We start from the raw sequence: 21,565 nt of genomic DNA, 5'->3' as shown, positions 1-21,565 counted from the left end.
CGGCCCTACAGCTCGTGGCCGAGGTCGGCCGCGAGACGCTTCACCAGGTCGTGGGCCGCGTCCGGGATCACCGTCCCGGGCGGGAACACGGCCGTGGCGCCCATCTCCAGCAGCGTCGGCACGTCCTGCGGCGGGATCACCCCGCCCACCACGATCATGATGTCCTCGCGGCCCTCCTCCGCCAGCTTCTCGCGCAGCGCCGGGACGAGCGTGAGGTGACCGGCGGCCAGCGAGGACACGCCGACCACGTGCACATCCGCCTCGACCGCCTGCCGGGCGACCTCGTCCGGGGTCTGGAACAGCGGGCCGACGTCCACGTCGAAGCCCAGGTCGGCGAAGGCGGTCGCGATCACCTTCTGGCCGCGGTCGTGGCCGTCCTGGCCCATCTTGGCGACCAGGATGCGCGGCCGGCGCCCCTCGGCCTCCTCGAAGGCGTCCACCATGGCCCGGGTGCGGTCCACCGACGGGGACTCGCCTGCTTCGTTGCGGTACACACCGGAGATCGTACGGATCTGGCTCGCGTGCCGGCCGTACACCTTCTCTAGGGCGTCGGAGATCTCTCCGACCGTCGCCTTGGCACGGGCCGCCCGCACCGCCAGCTCCAGCAGGTTCGCACTGCCCTCGGCGCCCCGGGTGAGCGCGTCCAGCGCGTCCCGGCAGGCCTGCTCGTCGCGCTCCGCGCGCAGTCTGCGCAGCTTCTCGATCTGCTGGGCGCGCACCGAGGAGTTGTCGACCTTGAGCACCTCGATCTGCTCGTCGCTGTCGACCCGGTACTTGTTGACGCCGATCACCGGCTGGCGCCCGGAGTCGATGCGGGCCTGGGTGCGGGCCGCCGCCTCCTCCACGCGCAGCTTGGGGATGCCGGCGTCGATGGCCTGCGCCATGCCGCCCGCCCGCTCCACCTCCTGGATGTGCGCCCAGGCCTTGCGCGCGAGGTCGTACGTCAGACGCTCCACATAGGCGCTGCCGCCCCACGGGTCGATGACCCGGGTGGTGCCCGACTCCTGCTGGATCAGTAGCTGGGTGTTGCGGGCGATGCGCGCCGAGAAGTCGGTGGGCAGGGCGAGCGCCTCGTCCAGGGCGTTGGTGTGCAGCGACTGGGTGTGGCCCTGGGTCGCCGCCATCGCCTCCACACAGGTGCGGGTGACGTTGTTGAACACGTCCTGCGCGGTCAGCGACCAGCCCGAGGTCTGCGAATGGGTGCGCAGCGAAAGGGACTTGGTGTTCCGCGGCTCGAACTGCGAGACCAGCTTGGCCCACAGCAGCCGGGCCGCGCGCAACTTGGCGATCTCCATGAAGAAGTTCATGCCGATCGCCCAGAAGAACGACAGCCGGGGCGCGAACGCGTCCACGTCCAGGCCGGCCTCGCGCCCCGCGCGGATGTACTCCACACCGTCCGCGAGGGTGTACGCCAGCTCCAGATCGGCCGTCGCCCCCGCCTCCTGGATGTGATAGCCGGAGATGGAGATGGAGTTGTAGCGCGGCATCCGCTGCGAGGTGTACGCGAAGATGTCGGAGATGATCCGCATCGACGGCTTCGGCGGATAGATGTACGTGTTGCGGACCATGAACTCCTTGAGGATGTCGTTCTGGATGGTCCCGGCCAGCTTCTCGGGCGGTACGCCCTGTTCCTCCGCCGCCACGATGTACAGCGCCAGCACCGGCAGCACGGCGCCGTTCATCGTCATCGACACGGTCATCCGGTCCAGCGGGATGCCGTCGAACAGCTGCCGCATGTCGTAGATCGAGTCGATGGCCACGCCCGCCATGCCGACGTCGCCGGTCACCCGCGGGTGGTCGCTGTCGTAGCCGCGGTGCGTGGGCAGGTCGAAGGCGACCGACAGGCCCTTCTGGCCCGCCGCCAGGTTGCGCCGGTAGAAGGCGTTGGACTCCTCGGCGGTGGAGAAGCCCGCGTACTGGCGGATGGTCCAGGGCTGGTTGACGTACATCGTCGGGTACGGGCCGCGCAGATACGGCGCGATGCCCGGGTAGGTGCCCAGGAAGTCCAGGCCCTCCAGGTCACGGCCGGTGTACAGCGGCTTGACCCCGATGCCCTCCGGGGTCTCCCACAGCGGCTCGGCGCCGCCGGTGGCCCGCTTGACGGCCGACTGCCACTCCTCGGCGCTGCCGTCGGCCACCGGGGTCCCCAGCTCGATGCCGGAGAAGTCGGGGATTCCCATCAGGACACTCCCATGCGGTCGAGGGTCGCGGACAGCACATCGACGGCGTCGCAGCCCGCGAAGACGTAACCGTCGACGCCGGCGTACTCGCCCCGGCCCGCCAGGAACACATGCCGGGCGCCGGCCGCGCGCAGCGCCCCGGCGGCCTGCTCGGCCTGTTCGGCGTAGAGCGCGTCGCTGGAGCACAGCACGGCCTCGGTGGCACCGCTGTCCGCGAAGCCGCCCTCGGTGACCGGCTCGATGCCGCCCGCCTGGAACAGATTGGCCGCGAAGGTCGCGCGGGCCGTGTACGCGGCGGCCGGGCCGAGCGTGGCCAGGAAGATCCGCGGGCGGGCGCCGGTCGCGGCCAGGTGCGCGTCGGAGCGGGCGCGCAGTTCCTCGAACGCCTCGTCCCGGCGCACCCGCGGCAGCCCGCCGGACGGCGGCTCGGGCGCGGGCTCGCGCACCACCGGCTTCTCGGCGAGCAGCGGGAACTCGCTGACGCCGGTGATGGGTTCGCGGCGCTTGGCGAGCCGCTTGGAGCGCTCCGCCCAGGTCGTGGCGAGGTCGGTGCGCAGCCGGCCGGAGCGCAGCACGGCCGCCTGGCCGCCGTCCCGCTCGATGGTGCGGAAGAACTCCCAGGCGGCCTGGGCGAGTTCATCGGTGAGCCGCTCCACGTACCAGGAACCGCCCGCCGGGTCGATGACCCGGGACAGATGCGACTCCTCGATCAGGATGGTGGAGGTGTTGCGGGCGATCCGGCGGGCGAACGCGTCCGGCAGGCCGAGCGCGTGGTCGAACGGCAGCACCGTCACGGAATCGGCGCCGCCCACCCCGGCGGCGAGCGTCGCGACCGTGGTGCGCAGCATGTTCACCCACGGGTCGCGGCGGGACATCATCACCGGGGAGGTCACCACGTGCTGCGTCTGCGCTCCGGGCGCCCCGCAGACCTCGGCGACCCGGGACCACAGGCGGCGCGCCGCGCGCAGCTTGGCGATGGTCAGGAACTGGTCGGCGGTGGCCGCGTAGCGGAACTCCAGCTGTCCGGCCGCCTGTTCGACGGTCAGACCCGCCTCGGTCAGCGCGCGCAGATAGGCCACGCCGGTGGCGAGCGAGGCGCCCAGCTCCTGCGCGGCCGAGCCGCCCGCCTCGTGGTACGGCAGCGCGTCCACCGTCAGCGCGCGCACGCCGGGGTACGTCCCGGCGCAGCGCGCGGCCAGTGCGGTGTACGGCGCGAAGTCCAGCGCGGTGCCGGTGCGGGCCTCGTACCCGAGCGGGTCGGCGCCCAGATTGCCGCGGGCGGCCTTCGGGTCGACGCCGCGGTCCGCGTACAGCCGCAGCAGCGCCCCGGCGGCCTCCTCGGTGTCCCGCCCGGCGTCCAGGACGACCGGTGCGAGGTCCAGGTAGACGCCCTCCAGGGCCCGGCCCAGCTCGGCGACCGGGAGGCCGCCCTCGCCCAGCACCAGCCACAGCGAGGTGCCGCCGTTCTCCAGGTCGGCGAGGACCGCGCCGTCGGCCGGCGCCGTGTGCCGCTGCCGTACGTCCCAGCCGCCGACGACCCCGCCCTCGGGGCGCGAGCCCCGCAGGTACGGGGCGAAGCCCGGCAGTCCGGGGTCGGGCGCGGCGTCGCGCGCGGTGTACAGGGGACGGGTGCGCAGCCCGTCCTCCAGCGTCGTGGACAGGGCGTCCTCAGCTGCCGCGCCCGAGACTTCCTTGCCCGACTTGCGCAGTACACCCTCCACCAGGCGTTGCCACTGCTCGTGTGTCGCGTCAGGGAACTCGGCGGCCAGTGAGAGCCCGTCGTCAGGCAGGACCGTCATGGCTCGGATGCTAGGCCAGTGCGCTCAGAAGAGTGCAGAGCAAACCTTGTGAGTTTTCTCCCGTTGCGGCTGTGACCTGCGCCGCTCACGACGCCGATCGGCCTGCTCCGGGGGGCCCGGCAGCGGGCCCCCCGGAGCGGCGCGGTCGGGCTTCCGGCCGGCCTCAGCCCTTGATGCCGAGGTCCGAGCGGTGCACGTCCCGGCTGGACAGGGTCTGCGGGGTGTCCGTGAAGGCGCGCAGGCGCAGGTGGGTGCTCGTCTTCGCCGGGACGGTGAAGTGGCCGGACGGGGCGCGCAGTTCGATGGTCGCCGTGGTGTGCGCGGGGATCGTGGCCGGGCCGTGCGTGCGTGACCAGTAGCGGTTCATGCCCTGGCCCGTGGTGAGCATGTAGTACGGGGTGAGCGGGGTGTCACCGGTGTTGGCGACCTTCAGGGTCAGCCCGGTCACCGTGCGCCCCGAGCGGTGCCGGACCGAGGCGATGTCCATCCGCAGCGGCGCGCTCCCCGTGACCGCGAGGACCGCGCTCACCAGCGCGGGCGCCAGCAGCACCACGACGGCCGCGGCCAGCGCGGGCCTGCGGCGCGGGCCGGCCGGCAGCCACGACCGGGGCTGCCAGGCGTGGCCGAACTCCGACAGCGGCACGGTGATCGCCGCCGCCAGCCACAGCGGGGTCATCATCAGGTAGTAGCCGTCCTGCGAGCGCGTCGCCAGGTAGAACGCGCACCACGGCAGCACGGTCGCGGCCGGCCCGAGCCGCCGTACGAACAGCACGAACAGGGCCAGCAGGGCGGCGGCGAGCAGCATGCTCGCGTGGCCGTACCAGTCGAGCCGGTCGCTGCCGTGGGTGAAGTACAGCGAGACGTCCACCAGGCCCTGGCCGTGCAGCACCGCGCCCTGGGTCAGCGGCAGCGCGATGCCCCGCAGCCACGGGCCGGGCTCGGTCACGATCAGATAGGCGTTGATCAGCAGGAAGGCCGCCACCGCGACCCCGGCGATCCGCAGCACCACCCGCGCCGCCGCCCGCCCGCCCAGCTCGCCGCGGCGCACCGCGTAGATCCCGGCGAGCAGGAACGGCGTCACGAACCACGGCAGTTGCTGGGCCGCGCAGGCCGCGCCGAGGCACGCGGCCCGGGCGATCCCGGCCGCGCCGAGCCGCCCGCCCGCACCCAGCCGGGGCCAGCGGACCACCACCGGCACCAGCAGGACGAGCGCGACGATCGCCGGGTAGCCCTGGCGGGCGTACATCGGCAGGAAACCGAAGCCCAGGCAGACCATGGTGGCCGCCGAGCGCCACGGCGCAGGCAGCATCCGCCACAGCAGCACCGCGCCCACGACCAGCGCCGCCGTGGCCGCCGCGGTCGCCGGGGCGCCGTGGTGGCCCAGCCACAGGAACGGCATGGTGAGCAGCGGCGCGAGCGGGGGATAGCCGTACGTGTAGTCGTACCCGCCGCTCGTCGTCGCCGTCAGTGCCACGCCCTTGATGTGGAACAGCCACGGCCAGGGGTGGTCGTACAGGGTGTGCCCGGCGGCCAGTTCCCGGGCGGCCTGCGTGGTGAGGACCGCCTCGTCGCCGCCCGCGTGGTTCAGCGCCCACGCGCACAGGGTGAGTGCGATCGCCGTCACCAGCACCACCAGGTCCAGGCGGGCCAGCGAGCGCGCCCGGCGGACCGTCAAGGTCAGCACGCCGGTCGCCAGGATCGCGGCGTAGCAGACGGAGATGACCCCGGCGAGGACGAGACGGTGCGTGGCCGCCTGGGTCCAGACCGAGCGGGTGCCGATGAAGAGGCTCACATCGGTGAGGAGGGTGAGCACACGGTGCCACTGCGCGGGGGCCCCGGGGACCTCCGCGCGCGGCCCCGGGACGGCGGACACCGCCGACTGCGTCCGCCGACCGGCTGTCACCTGCTGTGTTTCTGCCACGTGCACGGGATCGGACGCTATCGGCGACGCGTGAACGGCTCGCGGCGGCAGGTGAAGAGTCCGGTATGAGGGCGGTAAGAAGCGGGCGTATTCGTACATGTGCCCCAGGGCGGGGCGGGTTCGGCGTCATCGGACCGATGCCACCCGTGTCGTTGTTGGGCCGAACGGGTGACTTGGCGTAAGAATTGGCTGGTGCAGGCATGGAGTACGAGTCAGGTCGGGGGGAGCCGGTGAGCCGTTACGACGTCACCGATGAACAGTGGGAAGGGCTCGCCCAGGTCGTGCCGTTGCGGGGCCGGGACGCCTGGCCGTCGGCGGTGAACCACCGCTCGCTGCCCGACGACGAGACCGAGACCCGGCGCCGCTTCGTGGTCCTGCGCGTGAATGTCTTCGCGGACGCCCGAGAGGTGGCCGAGACCGTGATGGCCGGCGCGCCGGTCCTCCTGGACCTCTCCGGTGCGGAGGGCGACGTCGCCAAACGCGTCCTCGACTTCAGCACGGGCGTCGTCTTCGGTCTGGGCAGCGGAATGCACCGCGTCGACCGCAACGTGTTCCTCCTCACCCCGCCCGGCACGGAGGTCAGCGGGCTGATGGAAGGCGCGGGCTGACGAAGGGCGCGGGGGTCTTCGGCGAGTGAGCCGTGCGGCCCCCGGGCCGGTCGCGCCACGCCGGACTCCGTCACCCGGTCCGGTGACCCGCGGGTCATCACCAGGGCCGTACGCCCCTCGTTCGTAGGAACGCCGCCAGGGGAAACGGTTCGGTCCCCCGGACGGGGGCCTACCGTTCGAGCATGTCCGTGCCCTTCGCGTCCTCCGTTTCCTCCGTCTCCGTCGGACCGGCGGTGGGTGAGGCGTTGGCCGGGGCCGTCGCCCCGCTCGACGCGCGGCCGCGGATCGCCGAATTGCGGCTGTCGGCCTTCGCGGGGCACCGCCGGGCCGGGTACCGGCTGGGGCCGGTCACCGTGTTCGTGGGGCCGAGCGGCGCGGGCAAGACGACCGCGCTCGCGGCGTACGAGGGGCTGGCCCGGCTGGGCGGGGGCGCCTCGCTCGTGGAGGCGTTCCCGGACCCGGCCGCCTGTGTGCCCGACCGGGCCCGGCCCGACGCCGAGGGCCGCAGGGGCTTCCGGATCGGCTGTACGGCCGACGGCGCCGAGGGCCCGGTCCGGCTCGACATCGCCGTACAGGCCGAGCCCCATCCGCGGATCGTGGGCGAACGGCTCACCGCGGCCGGCGTCGTGCTCCTGGAGACCGCCCTGCGCGACCCCGGGCGGCGCACCGTGCAGGCCGCCTGGCACACCGCGGGCGCCGCGCCGGTGACCCGCGCGCCGCTCCCCGACGACCGCCTGGGCACCGCCCTGCTGCCGCTGCGGGTGGCCGGCAAGACGGACGGGCAGCGCCGGGTGCTGGCCGCGGCCGAGCAGATGGTCGTCGCGCTGCGCTCGGTCTTCGCGTGCGACCCGCGGCCCGACTGCATGCGCACCCCCGTGCCCATCGGCTCCGGCCGGCTGATGCGCGGCTGCGACAACCTCGCCGACGTGCTGTGGCGCACCCGCGCCGAGTGCGCCCGCCGGCACGCCCGGCTGGTCGAGGCGCTGGGGGCGGGCTGTGCGGGACCGGTGGCCGACCTGATCGCCGAACCGCTCTTCGACGGCACGGTACGCGCCCTGCTCGACCGCGGCGACGGGCACCGCACCGAGCTGGCCCGGCTCGGCGAGGGCGAACTCCGTTATCTCGCCCTGACGTTGGTGCTGCTCACCGGACCCGGTGTGCTCGACGTCGACCCGCCGGGCGAGGTGCCCGACGCGCTGCGCTCCCTCACCGTCCTCGCCGACGGCTTCGACCGCTGTCTCGACCCGGTGCAGCGCCGGGCCCTGCTGCGCCTGGCGGCGGGGATGGCCGAGCGCGGACACATCCGCTGTGTGGCCACGGTCAACGACGCCTCGTGGGCCGCCGGGACCGAGGGCGTCACAGTGGTACACCTGAACCCGTGACGGAACACCCCGACCTGCCCCGACTCCAGCGCAGACTAGCCGAGTTCGCCGCCGCCCGCGACTGGAGGCCGTACCACACGCCCAAGAACCTCGTCGCCGCGCTCAGCGTGGAGGCCTCCGAACTGGTCGAGATCTTCCAGTGGCTGACCCCGGAGGAGTCCGCCCGCGTGATGGCCGACCCCGACACCGCGCACCGCGTCCACGACGAGGTCGCCGACGTGCTCGCCTACCTCCTCCAGTTCTGCGAGGTCCTGGACATCGACCCGCTGACCGCCCTGGCCGAGAAGATCGACCGCAACGAACGACGCTTTCCGCTGCCGGGGACGGGGGCAGGAGCAGGGGCGGGGGAGGAGCCCGGCTGACCGTCGTACGGACGGGCGTCCGCATACCTCAACGACCGGACGCCCCGCTTCCGTTATAACTCTCCGCAGTCAACTCTCTCGTCGAATCCGAATTGTTGTCCCCAGATTTCGGGCGTCCTCTAGCTTTTCGTCCCAACGACCTTCACTCTGGGTAGTGGACAAGAGAGTCAGTGAACATTCGAGCGAGTGAGTGAAGGGACGGGGGCGACGGATGGACGCGGTACGGCTCATCCTCACCAGCAGGCGGGCCCTGGCGGCCGGGGCGGACACGCCCGCGTTGATGGCGGAGGTGTGGCAGGCGCAGGCCCTCGCACAGGCGATCGGCAGCCGCCTCGCGGTCTCCGGACCGCCGGAGCTGCGCGGCGAGGCGCTCGGTCTGACCGAACTGGCGGGCCGGGGCTGCGGGGTCCTCGATCCGCCCGAACTGGACCCCGGCGACCTGCGCGCCGCCCAGCTCACCCTGCTGGACGACGCCCGCGAGACCCTGCTCTGCCTCGGCGGCCTGCTCGGCGAGGTCGGCATGGCCCTGGTCGGCGTGGCCAGCACCGCGGCGGACGAGACGACGTACTGGCAGTGCATGGAGGCGATCGACGCGGCCGACGAGTCCCGCGACCGCGTCCGCGAGATGCTGCGCAAACTGGCCGCGCGCGAGGAGGTCTTGTCGGCGAACGACAACCAGGGCAGCCCCTTCGGCGGCGCACCGTGCGCGTAGCCCGCGCCGGTTCCCGCGCCGGTTCCCGCGCCGGTTCCCGTGGTGGGGCCGCCGGGAGTCCGTGGTCATGCCGGAGCCGGGCGGTCCTGCCGCGGACGGGCGGCGTGGGCCGGGCGTGCCGCGGCGAAGGCCGTCGCGAGCTGGTCGAGCAGGGCCGCCGCCCAGGGGTGGGGGTCGCGGCGTGCCGTGATCGCGTAGATGCCGCGGGTCGGGGGATCCACGAGGCCGACCGTGGTGACGTCGGCTCGCAGGGCGCGCGTCAGCACACCGGGTATCAGCGCGATGGCGTGACCGGTCGCCACCAGCGCCAGCTTGCCGGGCAGGTCCGCCGCGGTGAGGTCGATGCGGGCGCCGACGGCGGCGCGGGCGGCGTGCTGGCGCAGGAGCGCCGCGGAGCCGTCGTTGTCCTCGACCCAGACCTGGTCGGCCAACGCCTCGATGCGCACGGCCCGTTGACCGGCCTGCGGATGGCCGGCGGGCAGCGCGACGACCATCTCGTCCAGCCCGAGGAACCGGCGCTCGACCCGCGGGTCGTGGGGGAGCCCGGGCGGGGCGTCGGTGACGACGGCGACGTCCAGATCGCCGGCCGGTACGCGGTCGTGCAGCTGTGCGCTCAGACCGGGGAGCAGGCTCCACCGGAGGGAGCCGGCCTGCCGCAACAGGCCCTGGAGGGCCTCGGGGACGATCCCCGCGGCGAGAGAAGGCGTCGCGCCGACGGCCAGGGGCCGCTCGCACACCCCGTCGCGTACGTCGCGCACGGCGCGAACCGCGCGGTCGGCCTCGTCGAGCGTGGCCAGCGCGTGGCGCCGGAACACCTCACCGGCCGGTGTGGGGCACACGCCGCGCGCGTGCCGCTCCAGCAGAGGAACGCCCAACTGCCGTTCCAGTCCCGCCACTTGCCGGGAGACGGCCGACTGGGTGTGATTCAGCTCGGCGGCCGCCGCCGACAGCGACCCGAGCCGGCACACGGTCACGTAGGCCCGCCACACTGTCAGATCCATGGCCGCAGTATGCCCGGCAGCCATGCGAGCGCCGTAGAGCCGGCATGCCATATCTGCGCTTGTCGCAACCCTCGTCGTGTACCACCGTGGCACGCATGACCACACCGCACACCATCGCCGTCCTCGGCCTGGGGCGCATGGGCGGCGCGATGGCGTCCCGACTGGCCGCCCAGGGCCGGGACATCGTCGGCTGGACCCGCTCGGGGCGCACACCGGCGGCCGTCACATCGACCGGCGACCCGAACGAGGCCGTGGCCGCGGCCGGCCTCGTACTCCTGGCACTGTTCGACGCCCCGGCCTGCCGGCAGGTCCTGGACCGTGTCCGCGGCTCGCTGCGCGACGACACGGTGATCGTCAACACCGCCACCGTCGCCCCCGCGGAGGCGGCGGAGCTGGCCCGCCGGTTCGGCCCGTCCTACGTCCACGCGCCGTTGATCGGCTCCGTACCCGCTGCCACCGCCGGTGACCTGCGGATCCTCGCCGCCGCCGACCAGGGCGCGCTCGCAAGGGCCCGGCCGGTCCTGGACACGCTGGGCACCGTCCGGCAGGTGGCGGACGCCGCCACCGCCGCCGCGCTCAAGCTGATCGCCAACAACAGCCTCGCCGGGGCGGTCCTCGCGTTGCGCGACTCGCTGCGGCAGGCCGACGCCCTCGGGCTGCCCCGCGCCCAGGTACTGGACGTCCTGGAACACGGACAGCTCGGCGGGCTCGTGGCCCGCAAGCGGCCCTTCCTCCTCGGCGGGCCGACCGAGGCCACCGCCGAGTTCACCGTCGGCGCACTGGCCAAGGACATGGCCCTGCTGGCCGCCGCCTCGGGCACCCCTCTGCGCAGCGCGGCCGGACCGGCCGCCGCCCCCGAGGCCGACATCGCCGTCGCCGCCACCGCTCCCGCGGTGGCGGAGGCGGTGCTCGAACCGCTGCGCGCCTACGCCCGCGGACACGCCACCGGCGACCCCGCCCACTTCCGCGACGCGTTCCTGCCCACCGCCCACATCGAAGGGATGCGGGACGGCGCGTTCGTCTCGTGGCGCCTGGACGAGTACTGCGCGCTCTTCCCGGGCGAACCGGCCCCGGACGAACCGGCCCGCTCCCGGCGCGTCGACGCCGTCGACGTCCACGGCACCGTGGCGACCGCGACCATGACGCTCTCGCACGGCGCGGACACGTTCACCGACGTCTTCCTGCTGGTGCGCGCCGACGGCGGCTGGCGTATCGCCAACAAGGCGTATCACCGGCACGACTGAGCGGGCGGGCGCCAGGCGGCCCTCCGTGCGAAGGCGCCCCCGCCGGGCCGGTGTCTGCGCCGGCCCGGCGGTCGGTCGGTCGTCAGGCGACCTGTGGCATGACCTCGGTGGCGATCAGTTCCAGGTGGTCCAGGTCGTCCAGGTCCAGCATCTGGAAGTAGACACGGGTCGAGCCGACCGCGGCGTAGCGGCCCAGCTTCTCCACGACCTCCGCGGGGGAGCCCGCGAGACCGTTGGCCTTCAGCTCGTCCACCTCGCGGCCGATGGCGTCCGCGCGCCGCTTGACCTCGGCGTCGTTCCGGCCGACACAGGCGACCAGCGCGTTGGAGTAGACGAGGTCGTCGCCCTTGCGCCCGTGCTCCTCGGCGGCCGCCCGCACCCGGCCGAACTGGCGCTCGCTGTCCTCCACGGACGCGAACGGGATGTTGAACTCGTCGGCGTACCGCGCCGCCAGCGCCGGCGTCCGCTTGGCGCCGTGTCCGCCGATGAGGACCGGCACCTTGGCCTGCGCGGGCTTCGGCAGCGCCGGGGAGTCCTGCAACTGGTAGAACGTGCCGTCGTAGCCGAACCGCTCGCCGACCGGCGTCTGCCACAGCCCCGTGACGATCGCCAGCTGCTCCTCGAGGCGCCCGAACTTCTCCTTGGGGAACGGGATGCCGTACGCCTTGTGCTCCTCCTCGTACCAGCCCGAGCCCAGACCCAGCTCCACCCGGCCGCCGGACATCTGGTCGACCTGCGCCACCTGGATGGCCAGGACGCCGGGCAGCCGGAAGGTGCCCGCCGTCATCAGCGTGCCGAGCCGGATGCGGCTGGTCTCCCGGGCGATGCCGGCGAGCGTGATCCAGGCGTCGGTGGGACCGGGCAGACCGTCCACGTTGCCCATGTGGAGGTAGTGGTCCGAGCGGAAGAACGCGTCGTAGCCCAGTTCCTCCGCGGTCTTGGCGACGCGCAGCAGCGTGTCGTAGGTCGCGCCCTGCTGGGGTTCTGTGAAGACTCGAAGATCCATGTATCCATCATGCATGCCGGTGCGGACGCGACCGCGCGGGGGAGCCGGCGGCAGGGGCGGAAAACAGGTGGTCACGGGGGTGCCCGGGCGGGGAGACTCGGACGCGTGTTCCTGACGATCTCCACCAGCGGCGACGCCGCCCACCCGGCCACCGACCTCGGGTACCTGCTGCACAAGCATCCCGGCAAGGCGCAGAGGTTCTCCACGTCCTACGGCACCGCGCACGTCTTCTACCCCGAGGCGGACGACGCGCGCTGCACGGCCGCCCTGCTGCTGGAGACCGATCCGGTGGCGCTGGTGCGCGGCAAGGGCAAGGGCCGCGGCGGCGCCCCCGACGCGGCGCTCGCGCAGTACGTCAACGACCGCCCCTACGCCGCCTCCTCCCTCCTCGCCGTCGCCCTCGGCGGCGTCTTCTCCAGCGCCATGCGCGGGGTGTGCGCCGCCCGCCCCGAGCGGGCCGCCGCCCCGCTGCCGCTGCGCATCGAGGTCCCGGCCCTGCCCGCGCGCGGCGGCGCCCCTCTCGTGCACAAGCTCTTCGAGCCGCTCGGCTGGACCGTGGACGCCGAACCCGTGCCGCTCGACACGGAGTTCCCGCAGTGGGGCGACTCGCGGTACGTGCGTCTGGTCCTGGAGTCGCGGGCGCTGACCCTCGCCGAGGCGCTGCGCCACCTGTACGTGCTGCTGCCGGTCCTCGACGACGCCAAGCACTACTGGGTCTCCGACGACGAGGTCGACAAGCTGCTGCGGGCCGGCGAGGGCTGGCTGCCCGGCCACCCGGAACAGCAGCTGATCACCAGCCGCTACCTCTCCCGCCGCTGGTCGCTGACCCGGCGGGCGCGCGAGGCGCTGGAGCTGGTGCGGCTCGCCGAGGCCGACGACAGCGAGGTCGAGGACATCGACAACGCGGTCGGCCAGGAGACCGAGGCGGAGGAGAAGCCGACCCCGCTCGCGGTCCGGCGCCGCGAGGCGATCGTCGCCGCGCTGCGCGACCGCGGTGCCGCCCGGGTGCTCGACCTCGGCTGCGGCCAGGGCCAGTTGGTGCAGGAGCTGCTGAAGGACGTCCGGTTCACCGAGATCGTCGGCGTCGACGTGTCGGTGCGGGCGCTCACCATCGCCTCCCGGCGGCTGAGGCTCGACCGCATGGGCGAGCGGCAGGCGTCCCGCGTCCGGCTGGTGCAGGGCTCGCTCGCCTACACCGACAAGCGGCTGAAGGGCTATGACGCGGCCGTGCTCAGCGAGGTGATCGAACACCTCGACCTGCCCCGGCTGCCCGCCCTGGAGTACGCCGTGTTCGGGCACGCCCGCCCGCGCACCGTCGTCGTCACCACCCCGAACGTCGAGTACAACGTCCGCTGGGAGACCCTGCCCGCCGGGCACGTCCGGCACGGCGACCACCGCTTCGAGTGGACCCGCGCCGAGTTCCGCTCCTGGGCCGCCGGGGTCGCCGAACGGCACGGTTACGACGTGGAGTTCCAGTCCGTCGGCCCCGACGACCCCGAGGTGGGACCGCCCACCCAGCTGGCCCTGTTCACCCTCACGACCGAGAAGGAGGCGAAGGCGGCATGACCGAGACACGGACCGGACGGGTCCTCCCCGTCACCGACCTCTCCCTCGTGGTCCTCGTCGGCGCCTCCGGCTCCGGCAAGTCCACCTTCGCCCGCAAGCACTTCAAGCCCACCGAGGTGATCTCCTCCGACTTCTGCCGCGGTCTGGTCGCCGACGACGAGAACGACCAGAGCGCCAGCCGCGACGCCTTCGACGTCCTGCACTACATAGCCGGCAAGCGGCTGGCCGCGGGCCGCCGCACCGTCGTGGACGCCACCAGCGTGCAGCAGGACAGCCGGCGTCAGCTGATCGAACTGGCGCGGACGTACGACGTGCTGCCCATCGCCATCGTGCTCGACATGCCCGAGGAGGTGTGCGCCGAACGCAACGCGGCCCGCACCGACCGCGCCGACATGCCGCGCCGGGTCATCCAGCGGCACATCCGCGAACTGCGCCGTTCACTGAGGCATCTGGAGCGCGAGGGCTTCCGCAAGGTGCACGTCCTGCGCGGGGTCGAGGAGGCCGAGGCCGCCACCGTCGTCACCGAGAAGCGCTTCAACGACCTGACCCACCTCACCGGTCCCTTCGACATCATCGGCGACATCCACGGCTGCTCCGCCGAACTGGAGTCCCTGCTCGCCGAGCTGGGCTACGACGACGGCGTGCACCCCGAGGGCCGTACCGCCGTGTTCGTCGGCGACCTGGTCGACCGCGGCCCGGACAGCCCCGGTGTGCTGCGCCGGGTGATGTCCATGGTGGAGGCGGGCCACGCGCTGTGCGTGCCGGGCAACCACGAGAACAAGTACGGCCGCCACCTCAAGGGCCGCAACGTCCAGCACACCCACGGCCTCGCCGAGACCATCGCCCAGATGGAGGGTGAGAGCGAGGAGTTCCGGGCGAAGGTGCGCACGTTCATCGACGGACTCGTCAGCCACTACGTCCTCGACGGCGGCAAGCTGGTGGTCTGCCACGCCGGCCTGCCCGAGAAGTACCACGGCCGCACCTCCGGGCGGGTCCGCTCGCACGCCCTGTACGGCGACACCACCGGGGAGACCGACGAGTTCGGCCTGCCCGTGCGCTACCCGTGGGCCGAGGACTACCGGGGCCGGGCGGCGGTCGTCTACGGCCACACGCCGGTGCCGGAGGCCACCTGGCTCAACAACACCATCTGCCTGGACACCGGTGCGGTCTTCGGGGGCAGGCTGACCGCGCTGCGCTGGCCCGAGCGCGAGCTGGTCGACGTGCCGGCCGAGCGCGTCTGGTACGAGCCGGCCCGCCCGCTGCGCACCGAGGCGCCCGGCGGGCGGGACGGCCGGCCGCTGGACCTGGCCGACGTCTCCGGACGCCGGGCCGTGGAGACCCGGCACGCCGGGATGGTGGCGGTGCGCGAGGAGAACGCGGCGGCGGCCCTTGAGGTCATGAGCCGCTTCGCGCTCGACCCGCGGCTGCTGCCGTACCTGCCGCCGACCATGGCGCCGACGGCCACCTCCGGGGTGGACGGCTATCTGGAGCACCCGAGCGAGGCGTTCGCCCAGTTCGCGGCCGACGGGGTCGAGCGCGTGGTGTGCGAGGAGAAGCACATGGGCTCGCGGGCCGTGGTGCTGGTGTGCCGGGACGCGGCGGCGGCCACGAAGCGGTTCGGCGTGGCGGGCCCCACGGGCGCCCTGTACACCCGCACCGGCCGGCCGTTCTTCGACGACGAGGAGATGACCGAGGCGATCCTGGACCGGCTGCGCGCGGCGGTCGCCGAGGCCGGCCTCTGGTCCGAACTGGACACGGACTGGCTGCTGCTGGACGCCGAGCTGATGCCGTGGTCGCTGAAGGCCTCGGGTCTGCTGCGCAGCCAGTACGCGGCGGTCGGTGCCGCGTCCGGCGCGGTGTTCCCCGGCGCGCTGGCCGCGCTGGAGGCGGCCGCGGCCCGGGGCACCGACGTGGCCGCGCTCCTCGACCGGCAGCGTGAACGCGCCGCCGACGCGGCCGCGTTCACCGCCGCGTACCGCCGTTACTGCTGGACCACGGAAGGCCTGGACGGCGTCCGCCTCGCGCCCTTCCAGATCCTCGCCACCGAGGGCCGCAGCCTCGCCGCGCTCCCGCACGACGAGCAACTGGCCCTGCTGGACCGCATGGTGGAACACGACGCCTCCGGCCTCCTCGGGACCACCCGCCGTCTGTACGTCGACACGGGCGATGCCGAGTCGGTGCGGGCCGGGGTCGACTGGTGGCTGGAGATGACCGGGCGGGGCGGCGAGGGCATGGTCGTCAAGCCGCTCGGCGCCCTGGTCCGCCGCCCGGACGGCCGCCTGGTCCAGCCCGGCATCAAGTGCCGGGGCCGCGAGTACCTGCGCATCATCTACGGCCCCGAGTACACCCGCCCCGACAACCTGGCCGTGCTGCGCCGCAGGTTCCTCAACCACAAGCGCTCCCTCGCCCTGCGCGAGTACGCCCTCGGCCTGGAGGCCCTCGACCGCCTGGCCGCCGGCGAACCGCTGTGGCGGGTGCACGAGGCGGTGTTCGCGGTGCTGGCCCTGGAGTCGGAGCCGGTGGACCCGCGGCTGTAGGCCCGCGGCTCTCACGGCCGCGGGAAGCGGGCCCTCATCCCGGTGATGCAGCTGTCCCGGGAGGTGGGCCCGCCGAAGCGGAGGCGGTCGTAGCCGGTGAACTCCGGTTCCAGGACGTCCAGTTCGTCGATCATCGCGTGCAGGCGGCGCGTCCAGGCCGGAGAGCCGGCGTCGGGCGCGTCCGGGGCCGAGCCGATCGCCGTCGTCAGCCGGTCCTTGCGCCGGATGGCGTCCGGGGTGACCGAGCGCAGGCAGATGTACCGGCCGTCCAGGTAGGCCCGCCATTCGGCGCGGGCGGTGACCGGGTCGGACCAGTGGGACGTGAACCAGGATTCGAGCGCGTCCACACCGCCCGCCCGCTCCGCGAGGGCGAACAGGTCGGCCGGGACCATCTCCGCGCCGTCGGAGCGCAGATAGCCCGGCAGGGGCAGCCGGCCGTCCAGCATCAGACGGCGGACCTCGTCGCTGCCGCGGCCGTGGTCCGCGCACAGCCGCTCCAGGGTGACGAACTGCCGGCTGACGTACGCGTCGTCGGCCCCGGTCATCGGGTGGTCGCCGTTGATCTCGCGAAAGCGCTCGGCGAGCCGTCGGCTCAGGGATGTCTGCGGCATGGGCACTCCTTCAGGAGACGTCGGCGGGGCGAAGGGCCCGCCCCGGACCGCGGACGTTATCCAGCGGACGGTTCGGAGCCCGCCGAAACGTCTCGCCACACCCGGTTGTCGTCCATGCGACGAAAAAGGGCGGCGGTCGCACATCGCAACGAGAGCGCCGCAAAATGTTCGAGGGGCGGGTGAATCCGGGCCCCAGTGGTCAGGATGGGGGCATGGGATTCCATGTCGACTCCGAGGCCGGGCGGCTGCGCCGCGTCATCCTGCACCGGCCGGATCTTGAGCTCAAAAGGCTCACCCCCAGCAACAAGGACGCCCTCCTCTTCGACGACGTGCTCTGGGTGCGCCGGGCGCGCGCCGAGCACGACGGGTTCGCGGACGTGCTGCGCGATCGCGGTGTCGCCGTGCACCTCTTCGGTGATCTGCTGGTCGAGACGCTGGACGTCCCCGAGGCTCGCACCCTGGTCCTGGACCGTGTCTTCGACGAGCGCGAGTACGGTCCCCTCGCCACCGCCCATCTGCGCGCCGCCTTCGAGAACCTGCCCGCGCGCGAACTGGCCGAGGCCCTGGTCGGCGGCATGACCAAGCGGGAGTTCCTGGAAGCGCACGCGGAGCCGACCTCCGTGCGCTTCCATGTGATGGAGCTGGACGACTTCCTGCTCGGCCCGCTCCCCAACCACCTCTTCACCCGCGACACCTCCGCCTGGATCTACGACGGGGTCGCCATCAACGCCATGCGTCTGCCCGCCCGGCAGCGCGAGACCGTGCACTTCGAGGCGATCTACCGGTACCACCCGCTCTTCGCCGGCGAGCGGTTCCACGTCTGGTCCCAGGGCCAGGCGGACCACCCCTCCACCATCGAGGGCGGCGACGTCCTGGTGATCGGCAACGGCGCGGTCCTCGTCGGGATGAGCGAGCGCACCACCCCGCAGGCCGTGGAGATGCTGGCGCACAAGCTGTTCGCGGCCGGTTCCGCCCGCACCATCGTGGCGCTCGACATGCCCAAGCGGCGCGCCTTCATGCACCTGGACACGGTGATGACGATGGTCGACGGCGACACCTTCACCCAGTACGCGGGGCTCGGCATGCTGCGCTCGTACACCATCGAACCGGGCGTGGGCGAGAAGGAGCTGAAGGTCACCGACCATCCGCCGGAGCACATGCACCGGGCCATCGCCGCCGCCCTCGGGCTCGGTGAGATCCGGGTGCTCACCGCCACCCAGGACGTGCACGCGGCCGAGCGCGAGCAGTGGGACGACGGCTGCAACGTGCTCGCGGTCGAGCCCGGGGTCGTCGTCGCCTACGAGCGGAACTCCACCACCAACACCCATCTGCGCAAGCAGGGCATCGAGGTCATCGAGATCCCGGGCAGCGAGCTGGGGCGGGGCCGGGGCGGTCCCCGGTGCATGAGCTGCCCGGTGGAGCGGGACGCGGGGTGAGCGCGGGGGCGGTGCCCGGAGGCCCGGGTGCCGGTGTGAGGATATGCACCTCACCCCCTGGAGCTGCATAAATTTGCTGAAGGTCGTATAGAATTCCACTGTCCTTATCGTCGTACCCCTGGAGCGCCCCCATGGCGACAGTCCCGACCGCCCTCGCCGGCCGCCACTTCCTCAAGGAGCTGGACTTCACCGAGGCGGAGTTCCGCGGTCTGATCGAGCTGGCCGCGGAGCTGAAGGCCGCCAAGCGGGCCGGGACCGAGACCCCGTACCTGCGGGGCCGCAACATCGCGCTGATCTTCGAGAAGACCTCGACGCGCACCCGCTGCGCGTTCGAGGTCGCCGCCGCCGACCAGGGCGCCCACACCACGTACCTCGACCCGATCGGCTCGCAGATCGGGCACAAGGAGTCCGTGAGGGACACCGCCCGCGTCCTCGGCCGGATGTACGACGGCATCGAGTACCGGGGCGACAGCCAGGTCAAGGTCGAGGAGCTGGCCGCCGAGGCCGGCGTGCCCGTCTACAACGGCCTCACCGACGACTGGCACCCCACCCAGATGCTCGCCGACGTGCTCACCATGACCGAGCACAGCGCCAAGCCCCTCACCGAGGTCGCCTTCGCCTACCTCGGCGACGCCCGCTTCAACATGGGCAACTCCTACCTGGTCACCGGCGCCCTGCTCGGCATGGACGTCCGGATCGTCGCCCCCGAGCAGTACTGGCCGGACCCCGCGATCGTGGCCCGCGCCCGCGAACTGGCCGGGCGCAGCGGAGCCGCGGTCACCCTGACCGAGGACGTGACCGAGGGCGTGCGCGGGGCCGACTTCGTCGCCACCGACGTCTGGGTCTCCATGGGGGAGCCCAAGGAGGTCTGGGCCGAGCGGATCAAGTCCCTCGCGCCGTACGCGGTGACCATGGACGTGCTGCGCGCCACCGGCAACCCGGACGTCAAGTTCCTGCACTGCCTGCCGGCCTTCCACGACCTCGGCACCAAGGTCGGCCGGGAGATCCACGAGACCTACGGCCTGACCTCCCTCGAGGTCACCGACGAGGTGTTCGAGTCGGCGCACTCCATCGTCTTCGACGAGGCCGAGAACCGGCTGCACACCATCAAGGCCGTGCTGGTCGCCACACTCGGCCGGCAGTCCTAGTCCCCGCCCGCGACCAGCGATTATCCTGACCGGCGGGACCGGAGCCACCCATTCCGGTGCCGCCGCCGCGACCGTCATCCCGTCGCCCGCACCACCAGAAACGAGCACCACCCGCAATGCCCGCTCCCCGCATCAAGTCCCCCCACCTGCTCGTCGCCGAATCCGGCGCCGACCGCGAGGGGCACGGCCTGAAGCGCACGATGGGGCTCTTCCAGCTCATCTGCTTCGGCGTCGGCGCCATCGTCGGCACCGGCATCTTCGTCGGCCTCTCCGACTCCGTCGCCCAGGCCGGCCCCGCCGTCGTCGTCTCCTTCGTCCTCGCCGCCATCACGTGCGTCTTCACCGCCTTCTCCTTCGCGGAGCTGGGCGGCGCGATCCCGGTCTCCGGCTCCTCGTACTCCTTCGCCTACGCCGGTCTCGGCGAGTCCACCGCCTTCCTGGTCGGCTGGTGCCTGCTGCTGGAGTACGGCATCTCCATCTCGGCCGTCGCCGTCGGCTGGAGCCAGTACGTCAACGAGCTGCTGCACAGCCTCATCGGCTGGCAGCTGCCCGCCGTGCTGTCGGCGGGGCCGGGCGACGGCGGGATCGTCAACCTGCCCGCGGTGCTGGTGATCGCGATGGCCTCGGTGCTGCTGGTGCGCGGGGTGCGCGAGAGTGCCCGGGCGACCGCCGCCATGGCCGCCGTCAAGCTGGCGATCCTGCTCGCCTTCTGCGCCATCGGCTACAGCGCCTTCAAGCACGGCAACCTCACCCCGTTCTCCCCGGCCGGCCTCGGCGGCATCGGCGCGGGCACCACCGCCGCGTTCTTCTCGTACATCGGCTTCGACGCGATCACCACCGCCGGCGAGGAGGCCAAGAACCCCCGCCGTGACATCCCCGTGGCGATCATGGTCTGCATGGGCATCGTGACGCTGCTGTACTGCGCGGTCGCGGTCGCCGCGATCGGTGCCATCGGCGGCAAGCAGGTCGCCGGGCGCCCCGCCGCCCTCTCCTACGTCGTCAACGAGGTCACCGGCTCGACCATCGGCGGCGGGGTGATCGCCTTCGGCGCGGTCGTCGCCATCGCCTCCGTGGTGCTCGCCGTGATGTACGGCCAGACGCGCATCCTGATGTCGATGTCCCGGGACGGCCTGATCCCGCGGGTCTTCGAGAAGGTCTCCCCGAAGACCTCCACGCCGGTCGCGGGCACACTGATCGTCGCGCTCGTCTTCGCGCTCCCGGCGGCCTTCGCCTCCCTGGACGCCGTGATGAACCTGTGCACCATCGGCACGCTGGCGATCATGGCCGTCGTGAACATCGCGGTGATGACCCTGCGCCGCCGCGAGCCGGGACTGAGCCGCAGCTTCCGGGTGCCGCTCTATCCGGTGGGCCCGCTGCTCGGCATCGCCTTCTGCCTCTACCTGATGTACGAGACCGGCTGGCACACCTGGGTACAGTTCGCGATCTTCCTCGCGGTGGGCCTCGCCGTCTACGCCGCCTACGGGCGCCGGCACTCCACGCTGGCCCGTGACGCCGCGGCCGTCACCGCGGACGCCGCTGAGCGGGAACCACAGGCAGTGTGAACCACACCGCCTTGCCCTTCGGGGTGGGGCGGTGTCCGCACGAGGCGCTCAGCGCGCGGATCAGCAGCAGCCCGCGCCCGCCCTCCTGCCACACGTCGGGCTCCTCCATGACCGGGCGGGTCAGCTGACCGGGCGGCGCCGGGTCCGGATCGTGCACCTCGACCTGGCAGCCGGTCGGCGCCACCTCCACCACCAGCTCGATCGGCCCGCGGCCCGCGGTGTGCTCCACCGCGTTGGCCACCAGCTCGGCCGTGAGCAGCTCCGCCGTGTCGGGGTCGGGCGCCTGCTCCACCTCGGAAAGGGCCGAGCGCACCAGTGCGCGCGCCACCGGCACCGCCGCGGCGGTGTGCGGCAGCGCCAGGCGCCAGGAGGCCGATTCGGTGGGGCGTTCGTGCAAGGCGAGTCCGTTCATGGAGCAGGCTGTCCTGCTTTCGACTGTAGGAATGGTACGGGCCCGGCCACCCGAAACGGTCGGCGGGCTGCGCCCGGG

17 protein-coding genes are annotated in these 21,565 nt (G+C 72.9%); 10 read left to right on the top strand and 7 right to left on the bottom strand.

Annotated features, from left to right (window positions below; genetic code table 11):
* Positions 1-5: 5 nt before the first annotated feature.
* The 3 genes from scpA to FRZ03_RS01870 all read right to left on the bottom strand — a co-directional run bounded on the left by scpA (position 6) and on the right by FRZ03_RS01870 (position 5,852).
* Positions 6-2,180, bottom strand: a complete 2,175-nt coding sequence (gene scpA / locus FRZ03_RS01880) for a methylmalonyl-CoA mutase (protein ID WP_146463349.1) — start codon at positions 2,178-2,180, stop codon at positions 6-8.
* Complete coding sequence (locus tag FRZ03_RS01875) at positions 2,180-3,979, bottom strand: methylmalonyl-CoA mutase family protein (protein WP_146463348.1); 1,800 nt, start codon at positions 3,977-3,979, stop codon at positions 2,180-2,182. Before FRZ03_RS01875 ends, scpA begins: the two co-directional genes overlap by 1 nt.
* A 163-nt stretch (positions 3,980-4,142) precedes the next feature.
* Positions 4,143-5,852 (bottom strand): hypothetical protein, encoded by a 1,710-nt coding sequence (locus FRZ03_RS01870; RefSeq protein WP_146463347.1) that lies wholly within the window; start codon positions 5,850-5,852, stop codon positions 4,143-4,145.
* 248 nt (positions 5,853-6,100) lie between these two features.
* On the opposite strand from FRZ03_RS01870, the gene FRZ03_RS01865 reads away from it, so the two are divergent.
* From FRZ03_RS01865 to FRZ03_RS01850, 4 genes are all read left to right on the top strand, one after another.
* Positions 6,101-6,508 carry a cell division protein SepF gene (locus tag FRZ03_RS01865; RefSeq protein ID WP_146463346.1) on the top strand — a complete coding sequence of 136 codons (408 nt, stop codon included), beginning with the start codon at positions 6,101-6,103 and terminating at the stop codon, positions 6,506-6,508.
* Positions 6,509-6,690: 182 nt separating this feature from the next.
* Positions 6,691-7,890, top strand: coding sequence for an AAA family ATPase (locus tag FRZ03_RS01860; RefSeq protein ID WP_146463345.1), 1,200 nt, complete (start codon positions 6,691-6,693; stop codon positions 7,888-7,890).
* Positions 7,887-8,252 carry a nucleotide pyrophosphohydrolase gene (locus FRZ03_RS01855; RefSeq protein ID WP_146463344.1) on the top strand — a complete coding sequence of 122 codons (366 nt, stop codon included), beginning with the start codon at positions 7,887-7,889 and terminating at the stop codon, positions 8,250-8,252. The genes FRZ03_RS01860 and FRZ03_RS01855 overlap by 4 nt, the downstream gene beginning before the upstream one ends.
* 211 nt (positions 8,253-8,463) lie before the next feature.
* Positions 8,464-8,964, top strand: coding sequence for a DUF6099 family protein (locus FRZ03_RS01850; RefSeq protein ID WP_186785220.1), 501 nt, complete (start codon positions 8,464-8,466; stop codon positions 8,962-8,964).
* Positions 8,965-9,029: 65 nt separating this feature from the next.
* Here FRZ03_RS01850 and FRZ03_RS01845 read toward each other — a convergent pair whose 3' ends face one another.
* Positions 9,030-9,965 carry a LysR family transcriptional regulator gene (locus tag FRZ03_RS01845; RefSeq protein ID WP_146463343.1) on the bottom strand — a complete coding sequence of 312 codons (936 nt, stop codon included), beginning with the start codon at positions 9,963-9,965 and terminating at the stop codon, positions 9,030-9,032.
* 95 nt (positions 9,966-10,060) lie between these two features.
* Between FRZ03_RS01845 and FRZ03_RS01840 the strand changes: the two genes are divergently transcribed.
* Entirely contained in the window at positions 10,061-11,209 is a 1,149-nt protein-coding gene (locus FRZ03_RS01840) for a nuclear transport factor 2 family protein (protein ID WP_146463342.1), read from the top strand.
* A gap of 82 nt (positions 11,210-11,291) precedes the next feature.
* Here the strand turns inward: FRZ03_RS01840 and FRZ03_RS01835 are convergent, their stop codons facing one another.
* Entirely contained in the window at positions 11,292-12,215 is a 924-nt protein-coding gene (locus FRZ03_RS01835; protein ID WP_146463341.1) for an LLM class F420-dependent oxidoreductase, read from the bottom strand.
* A 105-nt stretch (positions 12,216-12,320) separates the two neighbouring features.
* Between FRZ03_RS01835 and FRZ03_RS01830 the strand changes: the two genes are divergently transcribed.
* The gene (locus FRZ03_RS01830) at positions 12,321-13,781 is read left to right on the top strand and encodes a 3' terminal RNA ribose 2'-O-methyltransferase Hen1 (RefSeq protein ID WP_186785219.1); all 1,461 of its coding nucleotides are present in this window, start codon (positions 12,321-12,323) and stop codon (positions 13,779-13,781) included.
* Positions 13,778-16,318 carry a polynucleotide kinase-phosphatase gene (locus tag FRZ03_RS01825; protein WP_146463339.1) on the top strand — a complete coding sequence of 847 codons (2,541 nt, stop codon included), beginning with the start codon at positions 13,778-13,780 and terminating at the stop codon, positions 16,316-16,318. The genes FRZ03_RS01830 and FRZ03_RS01825 overlap by 4 nt, the downstream gene beginning before the upstream one ends.
* An 11-nt stretch (positions 16,319-16,329) precedes the next feature.
* On the opposite strand, the gene FRZ03_RS01820 is transcribed toward FRZ03_RS01825, so the two are convergent.
* On the bottom strand, positions 16,330-16,929 hold the full coding sequence (locus FRZ03_RS01820) for a DUF6058 family natural product biosynthesis protein (RefSeq protein ID WP_146463338.1): 600 nt from the start codon (positions 16,927-16,929) through the stop codon (positions 16,330-16,332).
* A 212-nt stretch (positions 16,930-17,141) separates the two neighbouring features.
* Between FRZ03_RS01820 and FRZ03_RS01815 the strand changes: the two genes are divergently transcribed.
* The 3 genes from FRZ03_RS01815 to FRZ03_RS01805 all read left to right on the top strand — a co-directional run bounded on the left by FRZ03_RS01815 (position 17,142) and on the right by FRZ03_RS01805 (position 21,075).
* Positions 17,142-18,365, top strand: coding sequence for an arginine deiminase (locus tag FRZ03_RS01815; RefSeq protein ID WP_186785218.1), 1,224 nt, complete (start codon positions 17,142-17,144; stop codon positions 18,363-18,365).
* 131 nt (positions 18,366-18,496) lie between these two features.
* Positions 18,497-19,513 (top strand): ornithine carbamoyltransferase, encoded by a 1,017-nt coding sequence (argF, locus tag FRZ03_RS01810; protein WP_146463337.1) that lies wholly within the window; start codon positions 18,497-18,499, stop codon positions 19,511-19,513.
* A 116-nt stretch (positions 19,514-19,629) separates the two neighbouring features.
* Entirely contained in the window at positions 19,630-21,075 is a 1,446-nt protein-coding gene (locus tag FRZ03_RS01805; protein WP_146463336.1) for an amino acid permease, read from the top strand.
* On the opposite strand, the gene FRZ03_RS01800 is transcribed toward FRZ03_RS01805, so the two are convergent.
* Complete coding sequence (locus tag FRZ03_RS01800; RefSeq protein ID WP_146463335.1) at positions 21,035-21,487, bottom strand: ATP-binding protein; 453 nt, start codon at positions 21,485-21,487, stop codon at positions 21,035-21,037. The genes FRZ03_RS01805 and FRZ03_RS01800 overlap by 41 nt on opposite strands.
* Positions 21,488-21,565 lie beyond the last annotated feature (78 nt).

The sequence above is a fragment of the Streptomyces misionensis genome (assembly GCF_007896895.1).
Taxonomy (GTDB): Bacteria; Actinomycetota; Actinomycetes; order Streptomycetales; family Streptomycetaceae; genus Streptomyces; species Streptomyces misionensis_A.
The sequence above is the reverse complement of the archived record's forward strand: the minus strand, read 5'-3'. Positions and strand labels throughout refer to the sequence as shown.

Bases quoted from the DNA above. Each gene is read 5' to 3' on its own strand.
- scpA (WP_146463349.1), bottom strand. From the start codon at position 2,180: ATGGGAATCCCCGACTTCTCCGGCATCGAGCTGGGGACCCCGGTGGCC.
- FRZ03_RS01875 (WP_146463348.1), bottom strand. From the start codon at position 3,979: ATGACGGTCCTGCCTGACGACGGGCTCTCACTGGCCGCCGAGTTCCCT.
- FRZ03_RS01865 (WP_146463346.1), top strand. From the start codon at position 6,101: ATGGAGTACGAGTCAGGTCGGGGGGAGCCGGTGAGCCGTTACGACGTC.
- FRZ03_RS01860 (WP_146463345.1), top strand. From the start codon at position 6,691: ATGTCCGTGCCCTTCGCGTCCTCCGTTTCCTCCGTCTCCGTCGGACCG.
- FRZ03_RS01850 (WP_186785220.1), top strand. From the start codon at position 8,464: ATGGACGCGGTACGGCTCATCCTCACCAGCAGGCGGGCCCTGGCGGCC.
- FRZ03_RS01845 (WP_146463343.1), bottom strand. From the start codon at position 9,965: ATGGATCTGACAGTGTGGCGGGCCTACGTGACCGTGTGCCGGCTCGGG.
- FRZ03_RS01840 (WP_146463342.1), top strand. From the start codon at position 10,061: ATGACCACACCGCACACCATCGCCGTCCTCGGCCTGGGGCGCATGGGC.
- FRZ03_RS01835 (WP_146463341.1), bottom strand. From the start codon at position 12,215: ATGGATCTTCGAGTCTTCACAGAACCCCAGCAGGGCGCGACCTACGAC.
- FRZ03_RS01825 (WP_146463339.1), top strand. From the start codon at position 13,778: ATGACCGAGACACGGACCGGACGGGTCCTCCCCGTCACCGACCTCTCC.
- FRZ03_RS01820 (WP_146463338.1), bottom strand. From the start codon at position 16,929: ATGCCGCAGACATCCCTGAGCCGACGGCTCGCCGAGCGCTTTCGCGAG.
- FRZ03_RS01815 (WP_186785218.1), top strand. From the start codon at position 17,142: ATGGGATTCCATGTCGACTCCGAGGCCGGGCGGCTGCGCCGCGTCATC.
- argF (WP_146463337.1), top strand. From the start codon at position 18,497: ATGGCGACAGTCCCGACCGCCCTCGCCGGCCGCCACTTCCTCAAGGAG.
- FRZ03_RS01805 (WP_146463336.1), top strand. From the start codon at position 19,630: ATGCCCGCTCCCCGCATCAAGTCCCCCCACCTGCTCGTCGCCGAATCC.
- FRZ03_RS01800 (WP_146463335.1), bottom strand. From the start codon at position 21,487: ATGAACGGACTCGCCTTGCACGAACGCCCCACCGAATCGGCCTCCTGG.